This is a genomic window from Novosphingobium sp. PP1Y, assembly GCF_000253255.1.
In the GTDB taxonomy this organism is placed as follows: Bacteria; Pseudomonadota; Alphaproteobacteria; order Sphingomonadales; family Sphingomonadaceae; genus Novosphingobium.
Genome location: NC_015580.1, coordinates 1486824 through 1511081 on the forward strand (window position 1 = coordinate 1486824; position 24258 = coordinate 1511081).

A 24258-nucleotide genomic window follows, 5' to 3' on the forward strand; every position below is an offset into this window, starting at 1 on the left:
ACGATGGAACTTCTTTCGGACTATCAGGGGCTGCAAAATCGCGCGGCTTTTGACAGCGCGGGCCGCCTATGGCAAGGCGCGCGCCCTGATGCGGCCGGCATGCTTGATTTTGCGCGCCTGTCCCACCATCAAGACACGGAATTTACGCCCGGCTCCTTCGGGCCGGAAAGATGAGGACGTTTCATGGCAAAGCCTGAGTGGGGCGCCAAGCACGGCTGCCCGAAATGCGGCACGCGCTTTTATGACCTGGGCAAGGACGACCCGGTTACCTGCATTGAGTGCGGCAACGAGTGGCATCCGGAACCGGTGCTGAAGTCGAAGCAGCCGATTCCCTATGAGGAAGTCCAGAAGAAGGAAGCCCCCGAGCAGGAGGACTCCGATCTGGCCGATGACGATCTCGACATCGATGATGACGGCGATTCGCCCGACAACGACGTCGACCTCGGCGGCGACGAAGATCTCGGCATCGGCGCAGGCGGTGACGACGACGATCGCGACGAGTAAGCGCGCTGCGTGAAGGAATTGGCGGGCGCGGACAAAAAAAATTCCGCGCTCGCAAATTTCTCTCTTGCCAACCGGGAATGCCCCCACTAGAGGGCGGCCTCCCAAGCGGAAGCCAAGGTTGACGCAAGGGAAACGGATCGAACCTCCCAGGCTCGATCTGCTGAAATGGACGGGGCCGTAGCTCAGCTGGGAGAGCGCTACAATGGCATTGTAGAGGTCAGGGGTTCGATCCCCCTCGGCTCCACCATTTCGACATATGAGTTTCGCGTGATAGCGATACGCTGGCCGACGAGGTTTCGTCCGCCGGCGTTTTTCGCGTAATTGTCACGGCACGCCGGTCAGCGAGGTTTCGCCTGCCGGCGTTTTCGGCGTTCTGGCAGGCCGATGGCTTGCCAAAAGTGGAGTTTGGCCATGTTCGACAGCCTTTCCGATCGTCTCGGCGGCGTGTTCGACAAGCTGCGCGGTCGCGGCGCGCTCAAGGAGCAGGACGTTCGCGATGCCATGCGCGAAGTGCGCATCGCGCTGCTCGAGGCCGACGTCGCCCTCCCGGTCGTTCGCCGATTCGTCGATCAGGTCACTGAAAAGGCGGTAGGCCAGTCGGTCCTGCGCTCGGTCACGCCGGGCCAGCAGGTCGTCAAGATCGTCAACGACGCCCTGGTGGAAATGCTCGGCGGCGATACGACGCCGGAGCTCGACCTCAACGCTTCTCCGCCGGTCGTCATCATGATGGTCGGCCTCCAGGGCTCGGGCAAGACCACCAGCACTGCCAAGATCGCCAAGCTGCTCAAGGAGAAGCACGGCAAGAAGGCGATGATGGCCTCGCTCGACGTCAACCGTCCGGCTGCCCAGGAACAGCTCAAGGTTCTGGGCGAGCAGGTCGGCGTTGCCACACTGCCGATCATCGCCGGACAGCAGCCCACCGAGATCGCCACCCGCGCGATGCAGTCGGCGAAGCTGCAGGCGATCGACGTCCTCCTGCTCGACACTGCCGGCCGTCTCCACGTCGACCAGCAGCTGATGGACGAGATGAAGGCGGTTGCCGCCATCTCGAACCCGCGCGAGACCTTGCTCGTCGTCGACTCGCTGACCGGCCAGGACGCTGTCAACGTCGCGCAGAGCTTCTCGGGCGAAGTGGATCTGACCGGCGTCGTGCTGACCCGCATGGACGGCGATGCCCGCGGCGGTGCCGCGCTTTCGATGCGCGCGGTTACCGGCAAGCCGATCAAGTTCGCCGGTACCGGCGAAAAGGCCGATGCGATCGAGGTGTTCCACCCGAGCCGCGTTGCCAACCGCATCCTTGGCATGGGCGATGTCGTCAGCCTCGTCGAGAAGGCCGCCGAATCGGTCAAGGTCGAGGAAGCCGAAGCGCTGGCCAAGCGCATGGAGCAGGGCAAGTTCGACATGAACGACCTGCGCACCCAGCTGCGCCAGATGCAGAACATGGGCGGTCTTGGCATGCTGGCCGGGATGATGCCGGGCATGAAGAAGGCCAAGGCGGCGATGCAGCAGTCGGGCATGGACGACAAGGTCCTGCTGCGCATGGACGCGATCATCGGTTCGATGACGCCCAAGGAGCGGGCGAATCCCGCGCTGCTCAACGCCAAGCGCAAGATCCGCGTCGCCAATGGTTCGGGTACCCAGGTCCAGGACGTCAACAAGCTGCTGAAAATGCACATGGAGATGTCCAAGGCCATGAAGCAGATCAAGAAGATGGGCGGCCTCAAGGGGCTTGCCGCGATGTTCGGCAAGGGCGGCCTCGACGGCGCCATGCCGGGTCTCGGCGGCAAGGGTCTCGGCCCCGGCGCGGGCGGGTTGCCCGGGCTCGGCGGAGCCGGTCAGCCCGATCTCAGCAAGTTTTTGAAGAAGTGATTTTTACAGAATTTGACAGAAAGGTAGAAGAATGTCCGTAGCTATCCGTCTTTCGCGCGGTGGTGCCAAGAAGCGCCCGTACTACAAGGTCGTCGTGTCCAACTCGCGCGCTCCGCGCGACGGCAAGTATCTCGAGCAGGTTGGCACCTACAACCCGCTGCTCGCCAAGGACGACGAGAACCGCGTTCGCCTGAACGAAGACCGCGTGCGCTACTGGCTTGGCGTTGGCGCCCAGCCGACCGACCGCGTTGCCCGTATGCTCGACAAGGCAGGCATCAAGGAACGCGCCGCGACCAGCAACCCGCAGAAGGGTGAGCCGGGCCAGAAGGCCAAGGATCGCGCCGAAGAGAAGGCCGAGAAGCTGCGTGAGGCCGAAGAGGCTGCCAAGGCTGCTGCAGAAGCACCCGCCGAGGAAGCACCGGCTGCCGAGGAAGCTCCCGCTGCCGAAGCGACCGAGGAACAGACCGAGGGCTGAGTCCGCATAGGACCGACCTGTGGCTGATAACGACCGCACCGTCACGCTGGCTGCCGTTTCCGGCGCCCACGGCGTGACGGGCGAAGTCCGCCTCAAGCTGTTCGGTGAAGGCGTGGCGGCGCTCAAGCGCTACCGCGCCTTCAACGATTCGACCCTTACGCTCAAGAAGCTGCGCGATGACGGAAAGGGCGGCGCCATCGCCCGCTTCGAGGAAGTGGCTGACCGCAACGCCGCCGAGAAGTTGCGCGGTACCGCACTTACCGTGCCTCGCTCGGCGATGCCTGAGCTGGAGGATGGCGAGTACTACTTTGCGGATCTCATCGGTCTGGCCGCGGTTTCCGATACGGGTGAAGCGCTGGGTACCTGTGTCGCGGTGGAGAACTTCGGAGCCGGCGACGTCGTCGAGATCGAGCGACCACCGGGCGAGGATGGCAAGCGCCGCCGCTTCATGGTGCCGATGAACGAGGCAGCCGTGCCCGAATGGGATCACGAGAAGCTGGTGATCGCCGCCGCTTTTGCGGAAGAATGAACAGGGGAAGGCCGCGCACCGTGCGCGGCCTTCTTCGTTTTTCCCGAACTGACCAACGCCCTGGCGCGCCCCAGTGCGCCGTTTCAGGCCAGGGTGCCTGCGCAACTGGCCTGCGCAGCGCTGACGGCATGACCGGCCACCGGGTAAGTCATCGCGGCAAGCCCAAGCAGAAGCACGGCGAGGCTGGTTCCGGCCGACATGCCCCCGATTAGGGCGATGCCGGTCAGGCGGGCCTTGCGGGCAAGCGCCGTTTCCTTGCAGGCTCCATAAGCCTTGCCTATTGCATCCTTGGCTTGAGGGCGGCGATGAAAGCGGCGTACCAGCCGCGACAGTGCCAGTGTGCGCTCGCCGGTGAAGCTGATGCGGCTGGTGTTCCAATCCCTGATGAAGTGATCGTCCTGCATGGTTCTGCTCCTTGCCTGGAGGGTGGTTCTGACCCGATCCTGATGCTCCCCGGAGCGCTGCCAAGCCAACAAAAGCACTGGCGAAGGGTATAAGGCTGGCTTATGATTGCGGCATGGAACCGCTTCCTCCGCTCAGTGCCGTGCGCGCCTTCGAAGCCGCGGGTCGCCTCGAGAATTTCTCGCGCGCGGCAGAGGAACTCGGGATGACGCAGGCTGCGGTCAGCTATCAGGTGCGCCAGTTGGAGGATCGTCTTGGCCGCTCTCTTTTCGTGCGCGAGAAGGGCAGGGTGCGCCTGTCCGAGGCGGGGCACCGTTTGCTCCCGGCCGTCACGGCAGCCTTTGCCGGCATGGCGGACGCCTTCGCGGCGCTGAGGGAGGAGGATCACGAGGTCCTTGCGATCAATGCCGCGATCTCGCTCGGCAGCGTCTGGTTGAGCGGGCGCATCGGCCGCTTCCAGATGCGTTTTCCGGACCTGGCGGTGCGCCTGTCGCTGGCGAACGAGACGATCGATCTGGGCAATTCGTCCTTCGACGTGGCGATCCGCGCCGGTTCCGGCGTCTGGGAGGGGCTGCGCAGCACGTTCCTGTTCCGGCAGCACTTCACGCCGATCTGCACGCGCGAATTCCTTGAGGCGAATGCGATCGCCAGGCCTGAGGATCTCCTGCGCGCGGAGCGGCTCGCGCCGAACGATGCCGGGTGGGCCGGGTGGTTCGCTGCTGCCGGGGTGGAAGCGAAGCTCGCGCCGCGCCGCGGCATCGTCATGGACAACCAGTCCCAGGAAGCGAGCATCGTCCAGGAAAGTTACGGCGTGGCTCTGATGTCCCCGCTGTTCTGGCAGGCAGAGCTGGAGAGCGGGCGGCTGATCCAGCCCTTCGAGACACTCTATATGCCGGGAAGCGCACACTGGCTGGTCCATCCGGTCAACCGCGTCGGGGTACGCAAGATCGAGCGCCTGCGCGAATGGCTGCTGGAGGAACTCGAAGCCTATCGCGGCGTCTTGCCTGACCGGATCTTCAAGCCCTTGTGACATTTTCGCGTCCGGGCCTCTTGCCCGCGCTGCCGATTTGGGCTTTGCCGCGGCCATGACATTCGCGGCCACCGTCCTCACACTTTATCCTGACATGTTTCCGGGCCCCCTCGGCATTTCGCTTGCCGGGCGCGGACTGGCCGAAGCCAAGTGGTCGATCGAGACGGTGCAGATCCGCGACTTCGCCAGGGACAAGCACCGCACGGTCGACGATACGCCTGCCGGCGGTGGCGCGGGCATGGTTCTCAAGGCCGACGTTCTGGCCGCCGCCATTGACCATGCGCGCAGCCTCAGCCCCGAGGCCCCGGTGATCGCGATGACGCCGCGCGGCCGCCCGATTTCGCAGGCCCGGGTGCGCGAGCTTGCGGCCGGTCCGGGCGTGACCATCCTGTGCGGCCGTTTCGAGGGCTTTGACGAGCGAATCTTCGAGGGACGCAACGTGGAGCAGGTGTCGGTCGGCGATATCGTCCTGTCTGGCGGAGAACCTGCGGCCCTGATGCTGCTGGACGCTTGCATTCGCCTGCTTCCCGGCGTAATGGGCGCGGCTTCCAGCGGGGCCGAGGAATCGTTTGAGGACGGTCTTCTCGAGTATCCGCACTATACCCGACCCACCGAGTGGGAAGGGCGCACGATCCCTGAAGTGCTGCGATCGGGGGATCATGCGAAGATCGCCGCCTGGCGGAAACAAAAGGCGGAGGAAGACACACGGTTACGCAGACCGGACCTTTGGGAGCGTCATAGGGGCGCTCGGGACCAGTCTGCCTCTGGCGCGCGGCACAAAGATGAGGATTTGGGTTCATGAACCTGATTCAGCAGATCGAGGCCGAGGAAATTGCCAAGGCCGGCAAGGATATCCCTGAGTTCCGTCCGGGCGACACCGTCCGCGTCGGTGTGAAGGTCGTCGAAGGTACCCGTACCCGCGTCCAGAACTTCGAAGGCGTGTGCATCGCGCGTTCGAACCGTGGCATGGGTTCGAACTTCACCGTCCGCAAGATCAGCTTCGGTGAAGGCGTGGAACGCGTTTTCCCGCTGTACTCGCCGAACATCGATTCGATCACCGTGGTTCGCCGCGGCGTCGTGCGTCGTGCCAAGCTGTACTACCTGCGTGGTCGTACCGGCAAGCGCGCCCGCATCGCCGAGCGCCGCGACGTTCGCGCCGACGCGTAAGCATCGGCACATTGCCTGTCTTGCGGCAGGCAGCTTGAGAGGCGGTTCGGTTCGGACCGCCTTTTTTGCGCGCTCCTGCAATCCTCCTGGTCTATGGCAAGGCCTCCAGATTACAGGATGTTAACACCCGAATCGGGGTTACGCCGAATGACGCGGTTGCGATCTTTCGGTTTTGACCTCGGCAGGTTTGCACAGGGGCAGCGATTCGGAATGTCTCCAGAACACCGATGCTGCGCTGCACAATCGCAATTCGACACAAGAATGGCGGAAAAACGCGATTAAGTGCGGGTTTTTCGCCTGTTTTGTCTTTGACACGGCAGAGAAAACCCGCTCAATTCCCGGGCCATTCAAGAGGCGATTCAACTATCCCATCACATCCGGTTCCACTGAAAGGTTAGGGGGTACCCATAATGAACAAGAACGATCTCATCAGCGCAGTTGCCGACACCAGCGGTCTGACCCGCAGCGATGCGACCAAGGCCGTCGAAGGCGTTTTCGACGCCATCACCGGCGCGCTGAAGAAGGGTGACGAGGTCCGCCTGGTTGGTTTCGGCACCTTCTCGGTTGCCAAGCGCAAGGCCTCGACCGGCCGCAACCCGCGCACCGGCGAGCCCATGGAAATCAAGGCTTCGGCTCAGCCGAAGTTCAAGGCTGGCAAGGGCCTCAAGGACGCCGTCAACTAATCCAGACGGCCAGCCTGTTCGCCTCACAGGTTGAAAAGATTGCGCCGCGCCGACCCCAGGGTCAGCGCGGCGTTTCTTATTGGTTCTTCGACGCCGCGATAGCGCAGTGTCCAAAGCCAGGTTCAGGCAGGGTCCGGTAGCGCACGGCGTTACCGGACCCTTTCGCGTTCAGGGCGCCAGCTTGAGCAGGGCCGTGGGGGCTGCAGGCGTTCGCGGGTTGACCTGCCAGGCCAGCGTCTGCGTGCTTCCAGCAGCGGCCTTGGGGCCTTCATCGGTGTTGTTGGCAAGTATCTGCGCATCGGTACGGATAGTGAAGGTACCATCCGCCAGCGTGGCCGGTCCGTCATCTCCTCCCGCCGCACCCTTGGCCATGCCCGACATCATGCCCGCCATCGCGCCCGGGCTGTTGGCCGGACCGAACCCGGGGGCGTCGACTCGCACTGTGCCGTCCTGGCGCAGCGATAGCTGCACGAAGGCATTGGTCATTGGCATGCCTTCGAAGGTCGGGAAGGTGAAGTCATGGTCGAGACGGGCCTCGATGGCGAAGTCGACATCGAATTTGCCCTTGCCGATATACTCGACCTTGTTCCAGCCGGCCTGCCGGCGCAGTTTCTCTGCAATCGCCTTGCCGGATTCCGGGTTGCTCGGGTCGATGCCGCCCAGCAGCATCTGCGCGGCCTGTGCGTCCTTCTGCTTGCTTTCCTCGCGCGATTTTTCCCATTCCTGCTTCTGCTGCGCGATCTCGTCGTCGGTGCACTTGCGCTCGTCGAAGCTGTCTTCTTCGTAGCAGGTCTCCGGCTCGAAGTTCTGCTTCTTCGACGCCTCCATCAGCGGCACCATCAGGATCTCGCCGGTGTAGCGAAACGCAAAGCTGCGATCCTTGCGCACGTCGAGCTGCGAGGTGAACTTGCCGGGCGCGAAGATGCACGCGGCCAGCAGCAGGGTGAGGGCCCCGGTCGCCAGCGCGGTTAGCGCTCTGCGGCCGTGTATTTTGGACATTGCAAAGTGTCGCATCTCTGTTCCCCCTGGTTTCAGAGCTGTGGCTGATTTTCTCAAGTCAGCGCGTCGCCACCGCGTAAAGCGCGATGGCAGCGGCATTGCTGACATTAAGGCTTTCCATCTCGCTGCTGATCGGCAGCTTGGCGACGGCGTCGCAGTGCTGGACGATGTTGTGGCGCATTCCGTCGCCTTCAGCGCCGAGCACGAGCGCGACAGGACCGGCGGGGAGGGCTTCGGCCAGCGTGGCCTCCGCTTCACCATCCAGGCCGAGCCGCCAGTATCCGGCTTCGGCGATCTCCTCGAGCGCGCGGGCCAGGTTCACCACGCGTACCCAGGGCAGAGTTTCGAGCGCGCCGGAGGCCGATTTGGCCAGAGTGCCCGATTCGGGCGGAGCGTGACGGTCCTGCGTGACGATGGCGCAGGCATTGAAGGCGAGGGCCGAGCGCATGATCGCGCCGACGTTATGAGGATCGGTGACCTGGTCCAGCACGAGAACGGGCCGTGCCGGGTCGCCGTCGAGCACATCGGCGAGAAAGACATCATCCAGTGGTTCGCATTCGAGAACGAGGCCCTGGTGCGGCGCGTCGCGGGCGACGAGCCGGGCAAGGTCGGCGGGCTGTGCCCATTCGACCGTGAAATCGGTGGGTAATTCGCCGTCGAGCGAATCAACGCCCTCTCGAGTGGCCCACAGTTTGCGGTGATGGCGGTCGGGATTCTTGAGAGCGGCTTCAACGGCATGTCTTCCCCACAGGCGAACCATGCCCGAGGAAGCACGTCCGCTACCGCGCCCGTTTTTCATGCGGCCGGCCCTTCCACGTAGGGCCCGGGCTGGTTTTCCACCGCCCTGATGATCGCCGCGCTTACTCATGAAATGTCCTTTCAACAAAAAACTATTTTCGCTCCTGCCAGTCACCCCATTGACAGGCAAGGCTCGCTTCGGCAAAGGCGCGGCTCCTCGGCAACGGGCTCCTTCCTGGAGCCTCACCAAAGCGGGTTTTCCCGCAAGCCAGAACTGGTGTGGACAGGTGGCCGAGTGGTTAAAGGCAGCAGACTGTAAATCTGCCCGCGCAAGCGTACGTTGGTTCGAATCCAGCCCTGTCCACCACCAGCTTCCCCATCACCGACATCGGCGATACCCCTCCAGGGAAGCTACGGTATTCCTTGGCATTGCGGTATCCGACGAGCACTTCTAGAAGAGAGCCATGCCCGGAGATATTCTCGATAACCAAGGTCGCGGCGAAGCTTCGTGGCGCTGGCCCTCCATCCATCCCGAAGGTCGCAAGTTCGGCGGCATCGCCGGGGTGATCGCGGTTGTAGGCTGGTTGCTGCTGGGCCCGTGGGTCGGTTGGCCGCTTGCCGTGCTCACATTGTGCGTACTGGCCTTCTTTCGCGATCCGGTGCGTGTGACGCCGCAGGACGAGCGTGCGATCGTTGCGCCGGCCGATGGCCTCGTGACGCTGATCCAGAAGGTCGCGCCGCCGCGTGAGCTGACCATGGAAGACGGTAGCGGTGCCAAGCCGATGGATACGCAGCCGGTTACGCGCGTTTCCATTTTCATGAGCGTGTTCGACGTCCACATCAATCGCGCGCCGATCGGCGGCACCGTTCGGCGGGTGATCTATATCCCCGGCAAGTTCGTGAATGCCGATCTCGACAAGGCAAGCGAAGAGAACGAGCGCCAGCACATCCTTATCGAACGCGGCGATGGCCTGCGCATCTGCTTCACGCAGATTGCCGGTCTGGTCGCGCGCCGGATCGTTCCTTTCGTCAAGCCGGGCGACATTCTCGCCGCAGGCCAGCGCGTCGGACTGATTCGCTTCGGCAGCCGCGTCGACGTTTATCTTCCCGCCGGCACCGAGCCGAAGGTTCTCATGGGGCAGCGCATCGTTGCCGGTGAAACCGTCCTTGCCGAAGTGTCCGAAGCCCGCGTGATCGAGGGCGTCGCGCAGTGATCGATGAGCCCGATCCGCTTGCCGAGGATCGGCTTTCGCCGCGCCGCCGGCTTGCGCGCGGGCTCTCGATGCGGGCGATCGTGCCCAATGCCATCACTGCGGCAGCACTGTGTTCCGGCCTGACGGGGATTCGCTTTGCGATTGCCGGGGATTTCGAGAAGTCGGTGCAAGCCGTAATTCTCGCCGGTCTGCTCGACGGCATCGATGGCCGTGCAGCCCGGCTGCTGCGCGCCCAGACTCGCTTCGGGGCCGAGCTCGACAGCCTGGCCGATTCGATTTCGTTCGGCGTCGCCCCCGCGTTGATCGTCTATCTGTGGACGCTCCACCAGCTGCCCAGCCTGGGCTGGATCGCATCGCTTGCCTTTGCGATCTGCTGCGTGCTGCGCCTCGCGCGCTTCAATGCGCGCCTCGACATGCTCGACCAGCCGCACAAGCAGGCGGGCTTCCTGACCGGCGTTCCCGCACCGCTGGGCGCGGGCCTTGCCTTCCTGCCGATTTATCTGTGGATCGCGACCGGCATTCCCGAATTCGCCAATGACGTTGCTGTTAGCATCTGGATGGTACTGATCGCCTTCCTGATGATTTCGAGCGTGCCCACCCTGAGTTGGTCGAAGATGCAGCCCCCGCGCGACTTGCGCATTGGCCTCATCGCGGTGGTCGGCCTGACCGTGGCGGCGCTGTTGACCGAGCCCTGGTATACTCTGGCGGTGATCACGCTGGGCTATCTTGCCCTGATCCCCTTGGGAATCGCGTCCTACGCCAAGGTCAGGCGGCGTGCTCAAGGCCAGGCCACACCAGTGCCGACCGCTGGGCCTGACGATGGGCCGGACGTCCCTTCCGATCCGTCCTGAGCGCGGCAAGGGCCGGAACCGGCACCCGCTCGATCATCTTCCACGTGACAGTCAGCGTACCTGGGCAAGCCTGAAGCTGGGCCCGGAGCGCGAATGCCTTGCGGCCGTGGCGCATCCAGCTTGCGGCGATGACCCAGAGCGACACGATTGCGCCAAGGGTGAAGAGCGAAGCGGCAAATGCAGTCATGACCATCTTCCTTTCAGGGCCAGCGCCCGATCCCGTGAGGGACAGGGTTGTGGACAGCTTGTGGAAATAACGAATCTGTTCTACCAATGTTCCTTGCGGCTCTTGTTCTTATTTTGTTCCATTCAAGTCAAGCCTGTTTCTGCATGCAGGGCGATTGGGCGGCTTGAGCATGGGGCATTTCGGGTTGCCGCTTGCGAGCGGGAACTAGGACAGCGGACATGGGATTGTCCCCGAGACATGGCTCCGTTCCCGAGGCGGGTTGGCCGAGGCGCAGCGGTTCCGGCGCAATTTCGCGCTGGATTTCTCGAGTGGAGAGGGCTATGGGCGGCCCCGCCTGAGCGGTGCCTGTCGATTCCCGGCAGATCGCGCAGGGCAAATCCACATGGAAGGCGCACATACCGGTGCCGCAGCGGATCGAGGGGCTTCTTGCCCGGCCGCACGGTTCCAGCCTTCCAGAGGTGCAACCGGAAAGGAATTTACTTATGGCGGCTCCTGTCGTCACCATGCAGCAGCTCATCGAGGCCGGCGCTCACTTCGGCCACCAGACCCACCGCTGGAATCCGCGGATGAAGCCGTACATCTTCGGCGCCCGCAACGGCATCCACATCATCGACCTGTCGCAGACCGTGCCGCTCATGGCTCGCGCGCTCGACTTCGTCTCGGCCACCGTGCAGGCCGGCGGCAAGGTGCTCTTCGTCGGCACCAAGCGCCAGGCCCAGGAGCCGATCGCCCAGGCCGCCCGCGCCTGCGGTCAGCACTTCGTCAACCATCGCTGGCTGGGCGGCATGCTCACCAACTGGAAGACCATTTCGCAGTCGATCAAGCGCTTCAAGGCTCTTGAAGAGCAGCTTGCCGGCGACACGGCCGGTCTGACCAAGAAGGAAGTCCTTCAGCTGACCCGTGAGCGTGACAAGCTTGAGCTTTCGCTCGGCGGTATCCGCGACATGGGCGGCATTCCGGACGTCATGTTCGTGATCGACGCCAACAAGGAAGACCTGGCGATCAAGGAAGCCAACACCCTCGGCATTCCGGTCGTCGCCGTGCTCGACACCAACGTCAGCCCCGAAGGCATTGCGTTCCCGATCCCGGGCAACGACGACGCCAGCCGCGCCGTTCGCCTCTACTGCGAAGCGATCGCCCAGGCTGCGACCAAGGGTGGCCAGAACGCGGTTGTCGACTCGGGTGCCGACATTGGCGCCATGGAAGAGCCGGTCGCCGAAGCCGCTGCGGAAACCGCAGGGGCCTGATCGGCCCGACGCAATCGGCATTTTCGTCATTGAAATGTCGCGCGCCGGGTCCATCGGGCCCGGCGCGCCTGTCAATTACTGAAGAAGGATAAAAGCGATGGCCTACACCGCCGCTGACGTGAAGAATCTGCGCGAGCGCACCGGCGCCGGCATGATGGACTGCAAGAAGGCTCTCGACGAATCGAACGGCGACATCGAAGCCGCCGTCGACGCGCTGCGCGCCAAGGGTCTTGCCGCCGCTGCCAAGAAGTCGAGCCGCACCGCTGCCGAAGGTCTGGTCGGCGTTGCCGTGACCGGCACCAAGGGCGTCGCGGTCGAGGTCAACTCGGAAACCGACTTCGTCGCCAAGAACGAGCAGTTCCAGGACTTCGTGCGCAAGACCACCGAAGTCGCCCTGGGCGTTGCCGGTGACGACGTCGAAGCGCTCAAGGCTGCTGACTACCCGAACGGCGGTTCTGTAGCCGACGCGCTGACCAACAACGTCGCTACGATCGGTGAGAACCAGCAGGTTCGCCGCATGAAGACCGTTGAAGTCTCGCAGGGCCTCATCGTTCCCTACATGCACAACGCGGCCGCTCCGAACCTCGGCAAGATCGGCGTCCTCGTCGCTCTCGAGTCGGACGCTTCGGCTGAGGTTCTCGAAGGCCTGGGCAAGCAGATTGCGATGCACATCGCCGCTGCCTTCCCGCTGGCCCTCAACGCCGACGATCTCGACGCCGAGCTGATCGAGCGTGAGCGCAAGATCGCGAAGGAAAAGGCGGCCGAATCGGGCAAGCCCGAGAACGTGCAGGAAAAGATGGTCGAAGGCGCGATCGCCAAGTACGCCAAGGAAAACGCGCTGCTCAGCCAGGTTTTCGTCATGGACAACAAGACCCCGGTCCAGCAGGTCGTCGACCAGGCTGGCAAGGAAGCCGGCACGAAGATCGTCCTCAAGGACTTCGTGCGCTTCCAGCTCGGCGAAGGGATCGAGAAGGAAGAGTCGGACTTCGCAGCCGAAGTCGCCGCGGCGGTTGCGGGCTGATTTCAGCCAGCTTCCTTCGGGAATTATCAGAACGGGCCGGGAAGCTTGGGCTTCCCGGCCCGTTCTTGTTGTGGCCGGCATCGCCGCGTCGTAAAACAGACATGTTTGACTTTTTGCTCTGACCGCGTAGCCTTGTTGCCACGCCGGAGTCATCAGGGCTTTCGGTCGGAGACCGACCCGGATGAGGGTCGGCCGAGAGGAGAGAGCGACCTATGCGAGTCGAACTGGCACCCCAGCCGGGCAATGCGATCCCGGATATTTCAGCGCAATATTGCCGGGAGATCACCAAGGCAGGCGGTGAATTCTCGATGGCACCATACCGCTATTCGAAGCTTCCTTTGCGCATGTTCGAGGCGTGTCGCATCGCGACGGCCGTGATCAATGGCTGCATCGTGTGCATGAACTGGCGTTCGCAGCGTGACTTGCGCCTGCTCGGCATCGAACATGGCGTCATCGATCAGGACGATGCGCCCGACGAGGCGATGTATCAGGCGGTTCTCAATGGCGATCTTTCATCGCTCAGCGAGCGCGAGCGCCTTGCCGTGCAATACTCGCAGCGCATGGGCACGGATCCGCGCGGGCTATCCGGCGACGAGGCGTTCTGGACCAAGCTCAAAGGTGCGCTCAGCGATGAGGAGATCGTCGACCTGACATACAGCACGGCGGCGTGGATGGCGCTGGGGCGCGTGGCACACGTGCTGGGCGTCGATACCGCATGCTCGGTGGGCGGCCCGCTGGAGAGCGCGGCGGCCTGATCCGGCACGTCGGGACGGGGGCGCGGCGCGTGGGCGCTGCGCCCCTTCTTGCGCGGAGTTCACGGCGAACGGTCGAAACGTTGGCTGCATCGGTCGCGGCGAGGTGCATTTGCGCAAGCTCGCCCCTTGGCAATCCGCGCGCCGCCCCCTAATGCGATGGCCGTTCATCCCCCTGCGTGAGAAAATCGGCCAATGAGCAATCCCTCCTATAAACGCGTCCTGCTGAAGCTGTCGGGCGAGGTTCTTATGGGGGAGCAGCAGTTCGGCATCGACTCGGAATTCGTGGCGGAACTGGCCAAGGAAGTGAAGGCGGCCAAGGAATCCGGGCTGCAAATCTGCCTGGTGATCGGCGGGGGCAATATTTTCCGCGGCATGGCCGGTGCGGCCAAGGGCATGGACCGTGCCCAGGCCGATTACATGGGCATGCTGGCGACCGTCATGAACGCGCTGGCGATGCAGAACGCGCTCGAGCAGCTCGGCGTCGAGACGCGGGTGCAGTCGGCTGTGCAGATGGATCAGGTATGTGAGCCGGTGATCCGCCGCCGGGCCGAACGCCATCTCGAAAAGGGTCGCGTGGTGATCTTCGCGGCCGGTGTCGGCGCACCATACTTCACCACCGATTCCGGCGCCGCCCTGCGCGCGGCCGAAATGGGCTGCGACGCGCTGCTCAAGGGTACCAGCGTCGACGGTGTCTATGACAGCGATCCCAAGACCAATCCTGGCGCAAAGCGTTACCAGACAGTGGATTACGACACTGTCCTCGCCGACAATCTCAAGGTGATGGACGCCAGCGCCGTTGCCTTGTGCCGCGACAATTCGATTCCGATCGTTGTGTTCTCGATCCGAGAGAAGGGCAACCTCGCCCGGGTTCTCGCGGGTGAGGGCACGCAGACGATCGTCCAGAAAGGAGCCTGATAGCCATGGCCAAGTACGACAAGGCCGATCTCGAACGCCGCATGCACGGCGCTGTGGAATCGTTCAAGCACGACCTCTCCGGTCTGCGCACCGGCCGCGCCAACACCGCGCTTCTCGAGCCGATCACTGTCGAAGTCTATGGAGCCATGATGCCGATCGTCCAGGTCGCGACGATCTCGGCGCCCGAACCGCGCCTGCTTTCGGTGCAGGTCTGGGACAAGTCGAATATCGGCCCGGTAGAAAAGGCGATCCGTTCGGCGGGCCTCGGCCTCAACCCGATCAACGACGGCAATACGCTGCGTCTGCCGATCCCCGATTTGACCGAGGAGCGCCGCAAGGAACTCGCCAAGCTGGCCGGGCAGTATGCCGAAAAGGCCCGCGTGGCGATCCGCAACGTGCGCCGCGACGGCATGGAAAACCTCAAGACCGACGAGAACAAGAAGGAAATCTCGGAAGACGAGCGCAAGCGCTCCGAGGCCGAAGTCCAGAAGCTGACCGACGAGCAGATCAAGGCCGTCGACGACGCGCTGGCGCACAAGGAAAAGGAAATCCTCAACAAGTGAGGATACGCGTTCGGTCCGGATCGAGGCGTATGGGATGAGCAAGGCCGAACCCGTAAGGGCGCGCCATGTTGCCATCATCATGGATGGCAACGGGCGCTGGGCGAAGAAGCGCCTGATGCCGCGCGCGCTGGGGCACCAGCGCGGTGTCGAGGCCGTGCGCAAGGTCGTGCGCGGCGCCCGTGAGATGGGTCTCGAAGCGCTCACCCTCTATGCCTTCTCGACCGAGAACTGGCGCCGCCCCGAGGAAGAAGTCTCGGACCTGATGAGCCTGATGAAACGGTTCATCCTATCCGATCTCGACGAATTCGCCGAGGCCGGGGTGCGCCTCAAGATCATTGGCGATTACAAGGCCTTCAAGCCCGATGTTGTCGAACTGGTGGAGAAGGCGATCGCTCGTACTGCCGGCAATGCCGGCACGACGCTGGCCGTCGCTCTCAACTACGGTTCGCAGGACGAGATCGCCCGCGCGGCAACCAGGGCTGCGGCCAAGGGACCGATCACGCCCGAGACCATCGCCGCCGAACTGGATACGGCTGACCTGCCGCCGCTCGACCTGCTGATCCGGACTTCCGGAGAAGTGAGGCTGTCGAACTTCCTGCTCTGGCAGGCGGCCTACGCCGAAATGATGTTCACCGACGTGCTGTGGCCGGACTTTACGGCCGAGCACTTGCGCGACGCCCTCGAGGCTTTCACCACCCGTGAGCGTCGCTATGGCGGACGCTGAACGGATCGGTCTGCGCGGCTCGGCACGAAACACGAAAAGGGACCCTGTGTGACGATGCAGGGCAGGGGATGCTGACGTGAGCGATGCTCCAAAGAAGTCCGATCTGCGGGTGCGGACGATTTCCGCAGTCGTGATGCTCGCCGTTACAGGTTTCGCGATATGGCTGGGCGGTGCGGTTTGGACCGCTTTCGTCTGCGCGATCGCTGTGGGTGTGCTGTGGGAGTGGGTGAAGCTGACCCGGGCCGGCACGCCGAATCCGGCTGAGCGTGGATTCTGGAATTTTGCCGGCATGTTCTATGTCGGCACCTGCGCGGCCATGCTGCTGTTCCTGCGCAATCCGGCCTTCACGCTCGCGCCATTGCTGACCGTGGTCTGCGGGGTCATTGCGGTCGACGTCGGCGCCTACTTTGCTGGACGGACTTTCGGAGGACCGAAGATCGCTCCGGCCATCAGCCCCTCGAAGACATGGGCCGGACTGTTCGGTGCGATAGCGGCTGCGACTCTGGTCCTGTTCGGCGCAGCGATGCTCTGGCGCTCCGGCGCGATTTCCCTGACCCAGGCGGGCCGGGCGGTCGAGGAAGTGTCCTGCTTCGGCATGCAGCCGTGCTGGTATCTCGGAGCCCGCGTGGTCCCGCTTTTTGCCACCTGCCTGATGACCGGGATTCTCTTCGCGATCTGCGCGCAGGGTGGGGATTTCTTCGAAAGCTGGCTGAAGCGGCGCGCCGGGGTGAAGGATTCGGGCAGTCTCATTCCCGGACATGGTGGATTCTTCGATCGCGTTGATGGCTTGCTGGCAGTGCTTTTCGTGCTAGGCCTCATGATCCTGTTTCAACCGGGCTCGTGATGATGCGCAGCATTTCCGTTCTCGGCGCCACCGGTTCGATTGGCGCCTCGACGCTGGACCTGCTCCGGCGCAATCGGGATGCCTGGCGCATCGAGGCCCTGACCGCCAACGGCAATGTCGCCGAACTGGCGAAGCTCGCGCGGGAGTTTTCCGCCAGCATCGCGGTCGTCGCGGACGAAGCGAAATTGCCGGAACTTCGCGATGCGCTGTCCGGCAGCGGGATCGAGGCGGCTGGCGGCGCGTCTGCGCTGGCAGAAGCGGCGGGGCGCGGCGCGGACTTTACCGTGGCCGCCATCGTCGGCTGTGCGGGTCTGGCCCCGACCATGGCCGCGATAGAGCGGGGCGGTGTCATCGCGCTTGCCAACAAGGAAGCGCTCGTTTCGGCGGGCGAGATCATGACCGCGGCGGTGGCCAGGCATGGCGCGACGCTCCTGCCGATCGATTCCGAACACAACGCCATCTTCCAGTGCCTGCAGGGCAATGCGGCCGAGCATGTGCGCTGGATCACGCTGACTGCCAGTGGCGGCCCGTTCCGCGACTGGTCGTGGGAGCGTCTGTCTCGCGCCACTCCGGCCGAGGCGATCAAGCATCCCAACTGGGACATGGGCGCCAAGATCAGCGTCGATTCCGCCACGATGTTCAACAAGGGCCTTGAACTGATCGAGGCGCACTACCTCTTTCCGGTCGGGCTCGACCGGCTGCGCATCATCGTCCACCCGCAATCGATCGTGCATTCCATGGTCGAGTATCGCGACGGATCGACGCTGGCCCAGCTTGGCCCTTCGGACATGCGCGTGCCGATCGCATCGGCCCTGGCCTGGCCGGAGCGAATGGACACGCCTTGTGCGCCGCTCGATCTTGCCGAGATCGGCGAACTGACCTTCCGCAAGCCGGACGAAGAGCGCTTCCCGGCCACGCGTCTTGCGCGTGAGGCAGCGCAGGCAGGGGGCGGCATTCCCGCCGTTCTCAACGCCGCGAACGAAGTCGCCGTTGCCGCGTTCCTGAACGGTCAGATTGGGTTCACCCGCATTGCCGCACATGTGGAAGACGTACTCGGGTCCTTCGCGCCGCCCGCGCCGACCGGCCTTGCCGAAGTGCTGGCTGTCGACGGGGAAGCGCGGGCAAGGGCGCGGATATTGATGGAGGCTGCCTGACTTGACCGGTTCACCCAACCTGCTGACGACGATTTTCGCGTTTCTGCTCGTGCTTGGCCCGCTTGTGCTGATCCATGAGCTGGGACACTACCTCGTCGGCCGGCTGTTCGGTGTGAAGGCCGACGCGTTCTCCATCGGCTTCGGCAAGGAGATCGCCGGCTGGACCGACAGGCGTGGAACCCGCTGGAAGCTCTCGGCGTTGCCGCTGGGCGGCTACGTCCAGTTCGCCGGCGACATGAATGCCGCCAGCGCCCCAACGGCCGCCGAGGACGGGTTGACCCCGCAGGAGCGAGCCCAGACATTCCATGTGAAGCCCCTGTGGCAGCGCGCGCTGATCGTGCTGGCCGGGCCACTGACGAACCTGCTGTTCGCCGTCGCGATCATCGCTGCGTTCAACTTCGCCCACGGCAAGATCGTATCGCCGGCGGAAGTGGCGATGTTCACCCAGGATTCGCAGGCGCAGGCGGCCGGCGTGGAAATCGGCGACAAGATCGTCGCCGTCGATGGCGACAAGGTCGCCACCATTTCCGACCTGCCCGAGCATATCGTCCCGTTTCCGGGGCGGACCGTCACGCTTGGCATCCGGCGTGACGGGCGCGATATCTCGCTACCGGTCAAGCTGGCCGACCGGACCGTCAGCGATAGCTTCGGGAACCAGTCGCGCATCGGCGATCTGGGCATCGACTTCGCGGTGCCCACGGTTGGGGGCTTCTTCGGCGATTCTGCCGCGGAGGCGGGCGGCCTGAAGGTAGGCGACCGCATTACCGCCATCGACGATCACGAGATCCGCAGCTTCACCCAGATTCCCGAACTCGTGCAGCCGCGCGCTGGTGATACGATCTCGGTCGTGGTCAATCGCGACGGACAGACCCGTATCTTCCCGGTCACTTTGGGCAGGGGTGAGGCGGTCGACGAGAAGGGTAACAAGGTCACTGTCGGTCAGCTCGGGATCAAGGCCGGGTTCGGCGAGATCGAGCCGGTCGGCGCGGCTGAGGCGGTGCAGCTCGGCTTCGAGAATTCCTTCGGCATCATGAAGATGATGGTAACCGGCATCGGCCAGATCTTCACCGGCGAACGCTCGGTGAAGGAGCTTGGCGGACCGATCAAGATCGCCAAATATTCGGGCGAGCAGTTCTCCCTCGGCTGGGAGGATTTCATCAGTTTCGCGGCGCTGATTTCGATTAACTTGGCATTCATCAACCTCCTGCCAATCCCTGGCCTCGACGGCGGGCACCTGGCTTTCTACGCGGCCGAGACGGTCCGTCGTAAGCCGCTGAGTGTGCGCAGTCAGGAGTGGGCGATACGGACGGGCGTGGCACTGGTGCTGGCCCTGATGGTCTTCGTAACGGTCAATGATGTGGCTTCGCTCCCGATTTTCGGGGGATAGCCAGGAGGAATTCACTCGCGATCACAATCTTGCCGGGTTTGGCTGCTTGATCGCAAGCCATCCATCGGGCAGATGGCTGCGACTGCCTGCCGTACAGGTTAGCGGTCGGGTTCATGTCTTGTCGCCGACGGCAGATAGTCTCGCGATATCGATTACAGGATTTTGCGTAGAATGATGGGATTGGAAATGGTTCGAGGCACTGACGCCCACCGTGCTTCGCAGATCGCAGCCGTGCTTCTCGGCAGCACGATCCTTGCCGGATTGCCTGCACCTGCCTTCGCTCAGGATGCGGGCGGCGATGCGGCCTCGACCCAGTCGAGCCAGACTGCGCCTGTCCAGACGATCCAGTCGATCCAGGTGACCGGTGCCGAGCGTCTCGAGCCGCAGACGGTCCTCTCCTATATCAAGCTGCGTGTCGGTCAGCCTTACTCGAAGGCATCGGCCGACGCTGCGCTCAAGGACCTCTACGAGACTGAGCTTTTCGCCGACGTCCAGATTTCCAACGACAACGGCAACGTCACCATCCAGGTGAAGGAAAACCCGGTCGTCAACCGCATCATCCTTGAGGGCAACAAGCGCATCAAGGACGACAAGATCCTGCCCGAGATCAAGGTCGCGCCGCGCCAGATCTTTACCCGCTCGAAAATCCGTGCCGACGTCGCCCGCATCATCGAACTCTACAAGCGCCAGGGCCGCTACGCCGCGACCGTCGAGCCGAAGATGGTCATGCTCGACCAGAACCGCGTCGACATCGTCTTCGAGATCACCGAGGGCGACAAGTCCAAGGTCCGCCAGATCAACATCATCGGCAACGAGCACTTCTCCGACGGCAAGCTGCGCGGCGAGATGGTGACCAAGCAGGCGCGCTTCACCCGCATCTTCAGCTCGAGCACCAGCTACGATCCCGATCGCATGGCGTTCGACCAGCAGAAGCTGCGCCAGTTCTATCTGACCGAGGGCTACGCGGATTTCCGCGTCGTCTCCGCGGTCGCCGAGCTGACGCCGGACAAGAAGGACTTCATCATCACTTACGTGGTGGAGGAAGGCCAGCGCTACAAGTTCGGCGATGTGAAGGTCGAAAGCCAGCTGCGTGACTTCGATGGCGAGCGCCTGACCAAGAACCTGCCGATGAAGCAGGGCGACTGGTACAATGCCAAGCTCGTCGAAGACACGATCGAGAGCCTGAACGACACCGCCGGTGCCTACGGCTACGCCTTCGCCGACGTGCGGCCGCAGTACGACCGCAACAAGGACGACCTCACCATGGGTCTGACCTTCGTCATCCAGGAAGCGCCGCGCGTCTATGTCGAGCGCATCGACATCAACGGCAACACACTAACCCAGGACAAGGTCGTGCGCCGCGAGTTCCGTCTGGCCGAAGGCGACGCGTTCAACTCGCTGCAGGTCAAGCGTTCGACCAACCGCATCAAGTCGCTCGGCTACTTCCAGGAGAAGTTCGAGGTCGAGCAAAAGCCCGGAAGCGCCGACGACCGCATTATCCTTGAAGCCAATGTCGAGGAAAAGCCGACGGGCGAACTGCAGCTTTCGGCGGGCTTCTCGAGCCTTGAAAGCTTCATCTTCCAGGCCTCGATCCGCCAGCGCAACTTCCGCGGCCGCGGTCAGACAGTCGGCCTTTCAGGCAGCTATTCGCGCTATTCGAAGAGCGTCGAGGCCAGCTTCGTCGAGCCGTACCTGTTCGACAAGAACGTGTCGCTGGGTGTCGACATCTATCGCCGCGACTACAACAGCTTCAACTACTACAACTCCAGCCGCAAGACGAATTACCAGCAGTCGACTACCGGCTTCCAGGTCCGCGCCGGTGTGCCGCTCACCGAGTACCTGACGGCGGTTGGCCGCTATACGCTCAACTACGACGACATCTCGGTGAGCAAGAGCCAGTTCTATTCGATTGACTCGAACGGCGACTATAGTTGCGATCCGTTGCGCGCCGGCCGCTACTTGTGCGAAGCCATCGGCAAGCGCCTGAGTTCGATCGTCGGCATGTCGCTGATCTACGACACGCTCGACAACCGCGTGCGTCCGACCAGGGGTGAAACCGCATCGATCAACCTCGATATCGCCGGGCTGGGCGGTGACGTGAAGTACGCTCGCCTGCGTGCCAACGCGGCCAAGTACTGGCCGCTCGGCGGAGGCTTCGTCTTCTCCGTGCAGGGCGAAGGCGGCGCGATCAAGGGCTACGGTGGCGACAGTGTACGTCTGACCGACCGTTTCTACCTCGGCGAGCCGCAGATGCGTGGCTTCGGCATCCGCGGCGTCGGCCCGCGCGTCATCCGTCAGTACTACAGCGGCGTCGTTGGCGCGGAGGACACGACCATGTCCAACGATTCCGACGACGCACTCGGCGGCAAGTATTACTACAAGGCTCGCGGTGAACTGGAGATTCCGCTCGGTTCCGGTGCCCGCGAACTGGGACTGCGCCCGTCCATCTTCGTTGATGCCGGCGCCGTATGGGGCACCAAGACGCCCGACACCCTCGATTGCAGCAACGGCTGCTTCATCGAGCAGCGCGATTCCGACGGCAACCAGCTTTATTATACGCGCGACGCCGACAACAACATCACCGGCACCACGACCACGCCGAATGGCGACCCTGCCGGCAGCACCAGCTACTTTACCGAACAGTACCTGGGCAACACCTGGAAGCCGCGTGTTGCCGTCGGTATCGGCGTGAACTGGAATTCGCCCTTCGGTCCGTTCCGGATCGATTTCTCGAAGGTCCTTCTCAAGGAGAAGGGCGACGACACCAAGGCATTCACCTTCAACGTGGGAACACAATTCTGATGAAGACTCTTCTCAAGTCCGCCGCGCTGGCCTCGAGCCTGGCGCTGGTTACCGTCGCTGCTCAGCCCGCTCTTGCGCAGGACAAGAACGGTGGCACCATCGTGCAGGGCCTCGCGATTGCGAACTTCGATGCGGTGATCGCCAACTCGAACGCATACAAGACTGCCGAGCAGCAGCGCGAGTCGACCTACAAGGCGCAGTACGATCAGGCCAAGCAGCGCAGTGAAGCGCTCAATGCCCAGCTCAAGCCGATGATCGACAAGTTCAACGCCGACCGTCAGGCAGCGAACCCGAACCAGACTGCGCTGCAGCAGCAGGCCGCGCAGATCCAGCAGATCCAGGAAAACGGCAAGCAGGAAATCCAGCGCATCCTCGCGCCGGTCGGCCTGTCGCAGGCCTATGTGAACGAGCAGATCGAGGACAAGCTCGACGCTGCGGTGAAGTCCGCGATGGCCAAGAAGAAGGTTTCGATCCTGCTTTCGCCGGACTCGATCCTTGCGGTCAACGGCAGCGCCTACAACCTCAACCAGGACATCCTGAACGAGCTGAACGCCTCGATCCCGTCGGCACAGCTGGTCCCGCCGTCGGGCTGGGAACCGCGCCAGATCCGTGAAGCGCGCGCGCAGCAGGCCGCCGCCCAGGGCCAGGCTGCGCCGAGCACGGCTGCCCAGCCGACCGGACGCTAAGAGCTGATCGGGGGCAGGACATGAGCGAGACGACCGAACAGGTCTACGATACCGCGAAGATCCTGGCGGCGCTTCCGCACCGCTACCCGATGCTGCTGGTCGACCGCGTGGTCTCCTTCACCGAGGAGGAGATCCATGCGGTCAAGGCCGTCAGCTTCAACGAGGATTTCTTCCAGGGGCATTTCCCGGGCCGTCCCATCATGCCCGGCGTTCTCCAGATAGAGGCGCTGGCGCAGGCGGCAGGTATCCTTGCCATCGAGTCCCTCGGCCTCGCCGGGACCGGCAAGCTGGTCTACTTCATGGCGATCGAGGACGCGAAGTTCCGCAATCCTGTAACCCCCGGCAACTTGCTCGACCTGCGCGCCGGCTTCGTCCAGAAGCGTTCGCGCGTATGCAAGTTCTGGGGCAAGGCGTCGATCGGCGACAAGGTCACATGTGAAGTGAACTTCACGGCAATGATCGCCGACAGCTGATTTTTCGGGGTGGGGCCTTCCGGTCGGCTCTCCCGCCGGCAGGATGGGTACACGGACGGGAAGCCCACTCCCACTTGCATTTCAGCCCGCTTCGCTGTAAGCGCGCCGCTTTCCAAGGCAGGCCGGTCGGAACCGGCCATATGCGAAAGAGATTCGAAATGAAGGCCGATACGCACCCCGACTACCACATGATCACCGTCCAGATGACCGACGGCACCAAGTTCCAGACCCGCTCGACCTGGGGTTCGGAAGGTGACACGCTGGTTCTGGAAGTTGACCCGACGTCGCACCCCGCCTGGACCGGTGGTACGCAGCGCGTCAACGAAGGCGGCCGCGTCGCGCAGTTCAACAAGCGTTTCGGCGGACTCTCGCTCAAGAAGAAGTGAGCCGGGGTTCCATCGCGAACACGCGAAAGGGGCGGTCCGCAAGGGCCGCCTTTTTTGTTGCAGCCGTGACTTGACGCGGCGGCCCGTTTCGCCGGGCTGGTTCAGTTCGGTCCGTTGCCTATCAGGTCATGCCAGTCGGCATGTTCAACCGGTACCTGGAGAAGGAACTCCATGCCTGCCGAGCTGCCGCGAACCCAGCGCACGATTGCCGGTATCTTCGGTTCGGCGCCCATGCCGATCGACACGAACGCGCCCTGGTGCAGCCTTTCCGCTTCGGTGCGCACACAGCATCCGTGAAGTGAGACGTCGGCGAGCATAACGGAGGCCCGCCCGCCGTTGGAGAATTCCAGCGTGGCCTCGAAGCTGGTGGGGCGCCGTTCCTCGCGCCTCCGCTCGGACGGATCGAAGGCTTTGGGGTTCTGGTCATCCTGAAGGGATGGACTTGGCTGGGTGAGACGTTGACCGGGCATTGGCATCTCCATGGAGGCTCATTGCTGGGGGTGGTCGAAGGACGATTCGTCTTGCGGGGTGCCAAGATTCTGTCCGCAATTGCCTTTCAGGCCGATAAGCCTAGCCTATGGAAGGTCGCGTAGCGTTGCTGCGCGATGGTGTCGGCAGGAACCGGACCGATCGGTTTCGACTTGAGGAAATGT

General features: G+C 63.4%; 28 protein-coding genes and 2 tRNA genes. 26 read left to right on the forward strand and 4 right to left on the reverse strand.

The genetic code is table 11. The annotated features are described in order from the left end of the window. Window positions 1-3: 3 nt before the first annotated feature. The 6 genes from PP1Y_RS25995 (at window position 4) to rimM (ending at window position 3377) form a co-directional block, all read left to right on the forward strand. Window positions 4-174: a hypothetical protein gene (locus tag PP1Y_RS25995; protein WP_007013785.1), complete on the forward strand. Its 171-nt coding sequence runs from the start codon at window positions 4-6 to the stop codon at window positions 172-174. A 9-nt stretch (window positions 175-183) separates the two neighbouring features. Next, window positions 184-504: a TIGR02300 family protein gene (locus PP1Y_RS13080; protein WP_013832672.1), complete on the forward strand. Its 321-nt coding sequence runs from the start codon at window positions 184-186 to the stop codon at window positions 502-504. 171 nt (window positions 505-675) lie between these two features. Next, window positions 676-751 (forward strand) — tRNA-Ala (locus PP1Y_RS13085). Window positions 752-915: 164 nt separating this feature from the next. Continuing rightward, on the forward strand, window positions 916-2373 hold the full coding sequence (gene ffh / locus PP1Y_RS13090; protein WP_013832673.1) for a signal recognition particle protein: 1458 nt from the start codon (window positions 916-918) through the stop codon (window positions 2371-2373). A 31-nt stretch (window positions 2374-2404) separates the two neighbouring features. Then, on the forward strand, window positions 2405-2848 hold the full coding sequence (gene rpsP / locus PP1Y_RS13095; protein WP_007013788.1) for a 30S ribosomal protein S16: 444 nt from the start codon (window positions 2405-2407) through the stop codon (window positions 2846-2848). A gap of 19 nt (window positions 2849-2867) precedes the next feature. Continuing rightward, window positions 2868-3377, forward strand: a complete 510-nt coding sequence (gene rimM, locus PP1Y_RS13100) for a ribosome maturation factor RimM (protein WP_013832674.1) — start codon at window positions 2868-2870, stop codon at window positions 3375-3377. A gap of 83 nt (window positions 3378-3460) precedes the next feature. Here rimM and PP1Y_RS13105 read toward each other — a convergent pair whose 3' ends face one another. Next, the gene (locus tag PP1Y_RS13105; RefSeq protein WP_148274969.1) at window positions 3461-3781 is read right to left on the reverse strand and encodes a hypothetical protein; all 321 of its coding nucleotides are present in this window, start codon (window positions 3779-3781) and stop codon (window positions 3461-3463) included. Window positions 3782-3894: 113 nt separating this feature from the next. Between PP1Y_RS13105 and PP1Y_RS13110 the strand changes: the two genes are divergently transcribed. The 4 genes from PP1Y_RS13110 (at window position 3895) to PP1Y_RS13125 (ending at window position 6659) form a co-directional block, all read left to right on the forward strand. Beyond that, window positions 3895-4809, forward strand: coding sequence for a LysR substrate-binding domain-containing protein (locus tag PP1Y_RS13110; RefSeq protein WP_013832676.1), 915 nt, complete (start codon window positions 3895-3897; stop codon window positions 4807-4809). A 55-nt stretch (window positions 4810-4864) separates the two neighbouring features. Continuing rightward, window positions 4865-5611 (forward strand): tRNA (guanosine(37)-N1)-methyltransferase TrmD, encoded by a 747-nt coding sequence (gene trmD / locus PP1Y_RS13115; protein WP_013832677.1) that lies wholly within the window; start codon window positions 4865-4867, stop codon window positions 5609-5611. Continuing rightward, entirely contained in the window at window positions 5608-5976 is a 369-nt protein-coding gene (gene rplS, locus PP1Y_RS13120; protein WP_007013793.1) for a 50S ribosomal protein L19, read from the forward strand. Before trmD ends, rplS begins: the two co-directional genes overlap by 4 nt. A 410-nt stretch (window positions 5977-6386) precedes the next feature. Next, window positions 6387-6659, forward strand: a complete 273-nt coding sequence (locus PP1Y_RS13125) for an HU family DNA-binding protein (protein ID WP_007013794.1) — start codon at window positions 6387-6389, stop codon at window positions 6657-6659. 168 nt (window positions 6660-6827) lie between these two features. Here PP1Y_RS13125 and PP1Y_RS13130 read toward each other — a convergent pair whose 3' ends face one another. Then, entirely contained in the window at window positions 6828-7658 is an 831-nt protein-coding gene (locus PP1Y_RS13130; RefSeq protein ID WP_013832679.1) for a hypothetical protein, read from the reverse strand. A 58-nt stretch (window positions 7659-7716) separates the two neighbouring features. Next, window positions 7717-8457 (reverse strand): 23S rRNA (guanosine(2251)-2'-O)-methyltransferase RlmB, encoded by a 741-nt coding sequence (gene rlmB, locus PP1Y_RS13135; RefSeq protein ID WP_158511850.1) that lies wholly within the window; start codon window positions 8455-8457, stop codon window positions 7717-7719. A 220-nt stretch (window positions 8458-8677) separates the two neighbouring features. Here rlmB and PP1Y_RS13140 point away from each other — a divergent pair. The 16 genes from PP1Y_RS13140 to rpmE all read left to right on the forward strand — a co-directional run bounded on the left by PP1Y_RS13140 (window position 8678) and on the right by rpmE (window position 23605). After that, a tRNA-Tyr gene (locus PP1Y_RS13140) sits at window positions 8678-8763 on the forward strand. A 97-nt stretch (window positions 8764-8860) separates the two neighbouring features. Continuing rightward, complete coding sequence (locus tag PP1Y_RS13145) at window positions 8861-9610, forward strand: phosphatidylserine decarboxylase (protein WP_013832681.1); 750 nt, start codon at window positions 8861-8863, stop codon at window positions 9608-9610. Further along, complete coding sequence (gene pssA / locus PP1Y_RS13150; RefSeq protein WP_013832682.1) at window positions 9607-10461, forward strand: CDP-diacylglycerol--serine O-phosphatidyltransferase; 855 nt, start codon at window positions 9607-9609, stop codon at window positions 10459-10461. Before PP1Y_RS13145 ends, pssA begins: the two co-directional genes overlap by 4 nt. A 669-nt stretch (window positions 10462-11130) precedes the next feature. After that, window positions 11131-11895 carry a 30S ribosomal protein S2 gene (rpsB, locus tag PP1Y_RS13155; RefSeq protein WP_013832683.1) on the forward strand — a complete coding sequence of 255 codons (765 nt, stop codon included), beginning with the start codon at window positions 11131-11133 and terminating at the stop codon, window positions 11893-11895. 97 nt (window positions 11896-11992) lie between these two features. Continuing rightward, window positions 11993-12916, forward strand: a complete 924-nt coding sequence (gene tsf / locus PP1Y_RS13160) for a translation elongation factor Ts (protein WP_013832684.1) — start codon at window positions 11993-11995, stop codon at window positions 12914-12916. Between the two features lie 212 nt (window positions 12917-13128). Further along, on the forward strand, window positions 13129-13671 hold the full coding sequence (locus tag PP1Y_RS13165) for a carboxymuconolactone decarboxylase family protein (RefSeq protein WP_013832685.1): 543 nt from the start codon (window positions 13129-13131) through the stop codon (window positions 13669-13671). A gap of 192 nt (window positions 13672-13863) precedes the next feature. After that, window positions 13864-14586: a UMP kinase gene (pyrH, locus tag PP1Y_RS13170; RefSeq protein WP_013832686.1), complete on the forward strand. Its 723-nt coding sequence runs from the start codon at window positions 13864-13866 to the stop codon at window positions 14584-14586. Window positions 14587-14591: 5 nt separating this feature from the next. After that, complete coding sequence (gene frr / locus PP1Y_RS13175) at window positions 14592-15149, forward strand: ribosome recycling factor (protein WP_013832687.1); 558 nt, start codon at window positions 14592-14594, stop codon at window positions 15147-15149. Window positions 15150-15183: 34 nt separating this feature from the next. Further along, window positions 15184-15873 (forward strand): polyprenyl diphosphate synthase, encoded by a 690-nt coding sequence (gene uppS / locus PP1Y_RS13180; RefSeq protein WP_013832688.1) that lies wholly within the window; start codon window positions 15184-15186, stop codon window positions 15871-15873. A 76-nt stretch (window positions 15874-15949) separates the two neighbouring features. After that, complete coding sequence (locus tag PP1Y_RS13185) at window positions 15950-16717, forward strand: phosphatidate cytidylyltransferase (protein ID WP_013832689.1); 768 nt, start codon at window positions 15950-15952, stop codon at window positions 16715-16717. A gap of 2 nt (window positions 16718-16719) precedes the next feature. Then, window positions 16720-17871 (forward strand): 1-deoxy-D-xylulose-5-phosphate reductoisomerase, encoded by a 1152-nt coding sequence (locus tag PP1Y_RS13190; RefSeq protein ID WP_013832690.1) that lies wholly within the window; start codon window positions 16720-16722, stop codon window positions 17869-17871. Window position 17872: 1 nt separating this feature from the next. Further along, a complete protein-coding gene (gene rseP / locus PP1Y_RS13195) occupies window positions 17873-19258 on the forward strand; it encodes an RIP metalloprotease RseP (protein WP_013832691.1) in 1386 nt (461 codons plus the stop codon). A gap of 171 nt (window positions 19259-19429) precedes the next feature. Then, window positions 19430-22060: an outer membrane protein assembly factor BamA gene (gene bamA, locus PP1Y_RS13200; protein ID WP_041558841.1), complete on the forward strand. Its 2631-nt coding sequence runs from the start codon at window positions 19430-19432 to the stop codon at window positions 22058-22060. After that, window positions 22060-22746 carry an OmpH family outer membrane protein gene (locus PP1Y_RS13205; protein ID WP_013832693.1) on the forward strand — a complete coding sequence of 229 codons (687 nt, stop codon included), beginning with the start codon at window positions 22060-22062 and terminating at the stop codon, window positions 22744-22746. Before bamA ends, PP1Y_RS13205 begins: the two co-directional genes overlap by 1 nt. Before the next feature lie 20 nt (window positions 22747-22766). Continuing rightward, window positions 22767-23219, forward strand: coding sequence for a 3-hydroxyacyl-ACP dehydratase FabZ (gene fabZ / locus PP1Y_RS13210; protein WP_007013810.1), 453 nt, complete (start codon window positions 22767-22769; stop codon window positions 23217-23219). Window positions 23220-23377: 158 nt separating this feature from the next. Further along, window positions 23378-23605: a 50S ribosomal protein L31 gene (gene rpmE / locus PP1Y_RS13215; RefSeq protein WP_007013811.1), complete on the forward strand. Its 228-nt coding sequence runs from the start codon at window positions 23378-23380 to the stop codon at window positions 23603-23605. Window positions 23606-23706: 101 nt separating this feature from the next. Here the strand turns inward: rpmE and PP1Y_RS13220 are convergent, their stop codons facing one another. Continuing rightward, on the reverse strand, window positions 23707-24075 hold the full coding sequence (locus PP1Y_RS13220; RefSeq protein ID WP_158511851.1) for a PilZ domain-containing protein: 369 nt from the start codon (window positions 24073-24075) through the stop codon (window positions 23707-23709). Window positions 24076-24258: the final 183 nt, after the last annotated feature.

What these genes read in the sequence shown, in the direction of transcription:
- PP1Y_RS25995 (WP_007013785.1), top strand. Translation starts at nt 4, where the DNA reads ATGGAACTTCTTTCGGACTATCAGGGGCTGCAAAATCGCGCGGCTTTT.
- PP1Y_RS13080 (WP_013832672.1), top strand. Translation starts at nt 184, where the DNA reads ATGGCAAAGCCTGAGTGGGGCGCCAAGCACGGCTGCCCGAAATGCGGC.
- ffh (WP_013832673.1), top strand. Translation starts at nt 916, where the DNA reads ATGTTCGACAGCCTTTCCGATCGTCTCGGCGGCGTGTTCGACAAGCTG.
- rpsP (WP_007013788.1), top strand. Translation starts at nt 2,405, where the DNA reads ATGTCCGTAGCTATCCGTCTTTCGCGCGGTGGTGCCAAGAAGCGCCCG.
- PP1Y_RS13105 (WP_148274969.1), bottom strand. Translation starts at nt 3,781, where the DNA reads ATGCAGGACGATCACTTCATCAGGGATTGGAACACCAGCCGCATCAGC.
- PP1Y_RS13110 (WP_013832676.1), top strand. Translation starts at nt 3,895, where the DNA reads ATGGAACCGCTTCCTCCGCTCAGTGCCGTGCGCGCCTTCGAAGCCGCG.
- trmD (WP_013832677.1), top strand. Translation starts at nt 4,865, where the DNA reads ATGACATTCGCGGCCACCGTCCTCACACTTTATCCTGACATGTTTCCG.
- rplS (WP_007013793.1), top strand. Translation starts at nt 5,608, where the DNA reads ATGAACCTGATTCAGCAGATCGAGGCCGAGGAAATTGCCAAGGCCGGC.
- PP1Y_RS13125 (WP_007013794.1), top strand. Translation starts at nt 6,387, where the DNA reads ATGAACAAGAACGATCTCATCAGCGCAGTTGCCGACACCAGCGGTCTG.
- PP1Y_RS13130 (WP_013832679.1), bottom strand. Translation starts at nt 7,658, where the DNA reads ATGTCCAAAATACACGGCCGCAGAGCGCTAACCGCGCTGGCGACCGGG.
- rlmB (WP_158511850.1), bottom strand. Translation starts at nt 8,457, where the DNA reads ATGAAAAACGGGCGCGGTAGCGGACGTGCTTCCTCGGGCATGGTTCGC.
- PP1Y_RS13145 (WP_013832681.1), top strand. Translation starts at nt 8,861, where the DNA reads ATGCCCGGAGATATTCTCGATAACCAAGGTCGCGGCGAAGCTTCGTGG.
- rpsB (WP_013832683.1), top strand. Translation starts at nt 11,131, where the DNA reads ATGGCGGCTCCTGTCGTCACCATGCAGCAGCTCATCGAGGCCGGCGCT.
- tsf (WP_013832684.1), top strand. Translation starts at nt 11,993, where the DNA reads ATGGCCTACACCGCCGCTGACGTGAAGAATCTGCGCGAGCGCACCGGC.
- PP1Y_RS13165 (WP_013832685.1), top strand. Translation starts at nt 13,129, where the DNA reads ATGCGAGTCGAACTGGCACCCCAGCCGGGCAATGCGATCCCGGATATT.
- pyrH (WP_013832686.1), top strand. Translation starts at nt 13,864, where the DNA reads ATGAGCAATCCCTCCTATAAACGCGTCCTGCTGAAGCTGTCGGGCGAG.
- frr (WP_013832687.1), top strand. Translation starts at nt 14,592, where the DNA reads ATGGCCAAGTACGACAAGGCCGATCTCGAACGCCGCATGCACGGCGCT.
- uppS (WP_013832688.1), top strand. Translation starts at nt 15,184, where the DNA reads ATGAGCAAGGCCGAACCCGTAAGGGCGCGCCATGTTGCCATCATCATG.
- PP1Y_RS13190 (WP_013832690.1), top strand. Translation starts at nt 16,720, where the DNA reads ATGCGCAGCATTTCCGTTCTCGGCGCCACCGGTTCGATTGGCGCCTCG.
- bamA (WP_041558841.1), top strand. Translation starts at nt 19,430, where the DNA reads ATGATGGGATTGGAAATGGTTCGAGGCACTGACGCCCACCGTGCTTCG.
- PP1Y_RS13205 (WP_013832693.1), top strand. Translation starts at nt 22,060, where the DNA reads ATGAAGACTCTTCTCAAGTCCGCCGCGCTGGCCTCGAGCCTGGCGCTG.
- fabZ (WP_007013810.1), top strand. Translation starts at nt 22,767, where the DNA reads ATGAGCGAGACGACCGAACAGGTCTACGATACCGCGAAGATCCTGGCG.
- rpmE (WP_007013811.1), top strand. Translation starts at nt 23,378, where the DNA reads ATGAAGGCCGATACGCACCCCGACTACCACATGATCACCGTCCAGATG.
- PP1Y_RS13220 (WP_158511851.1), bottom strand. Translation starts at nt 24,075, where the DNA reads ATGCCCGGTCAACGTCTCACCCAGCCAAGTCCATCCCTTCAGGATGAC.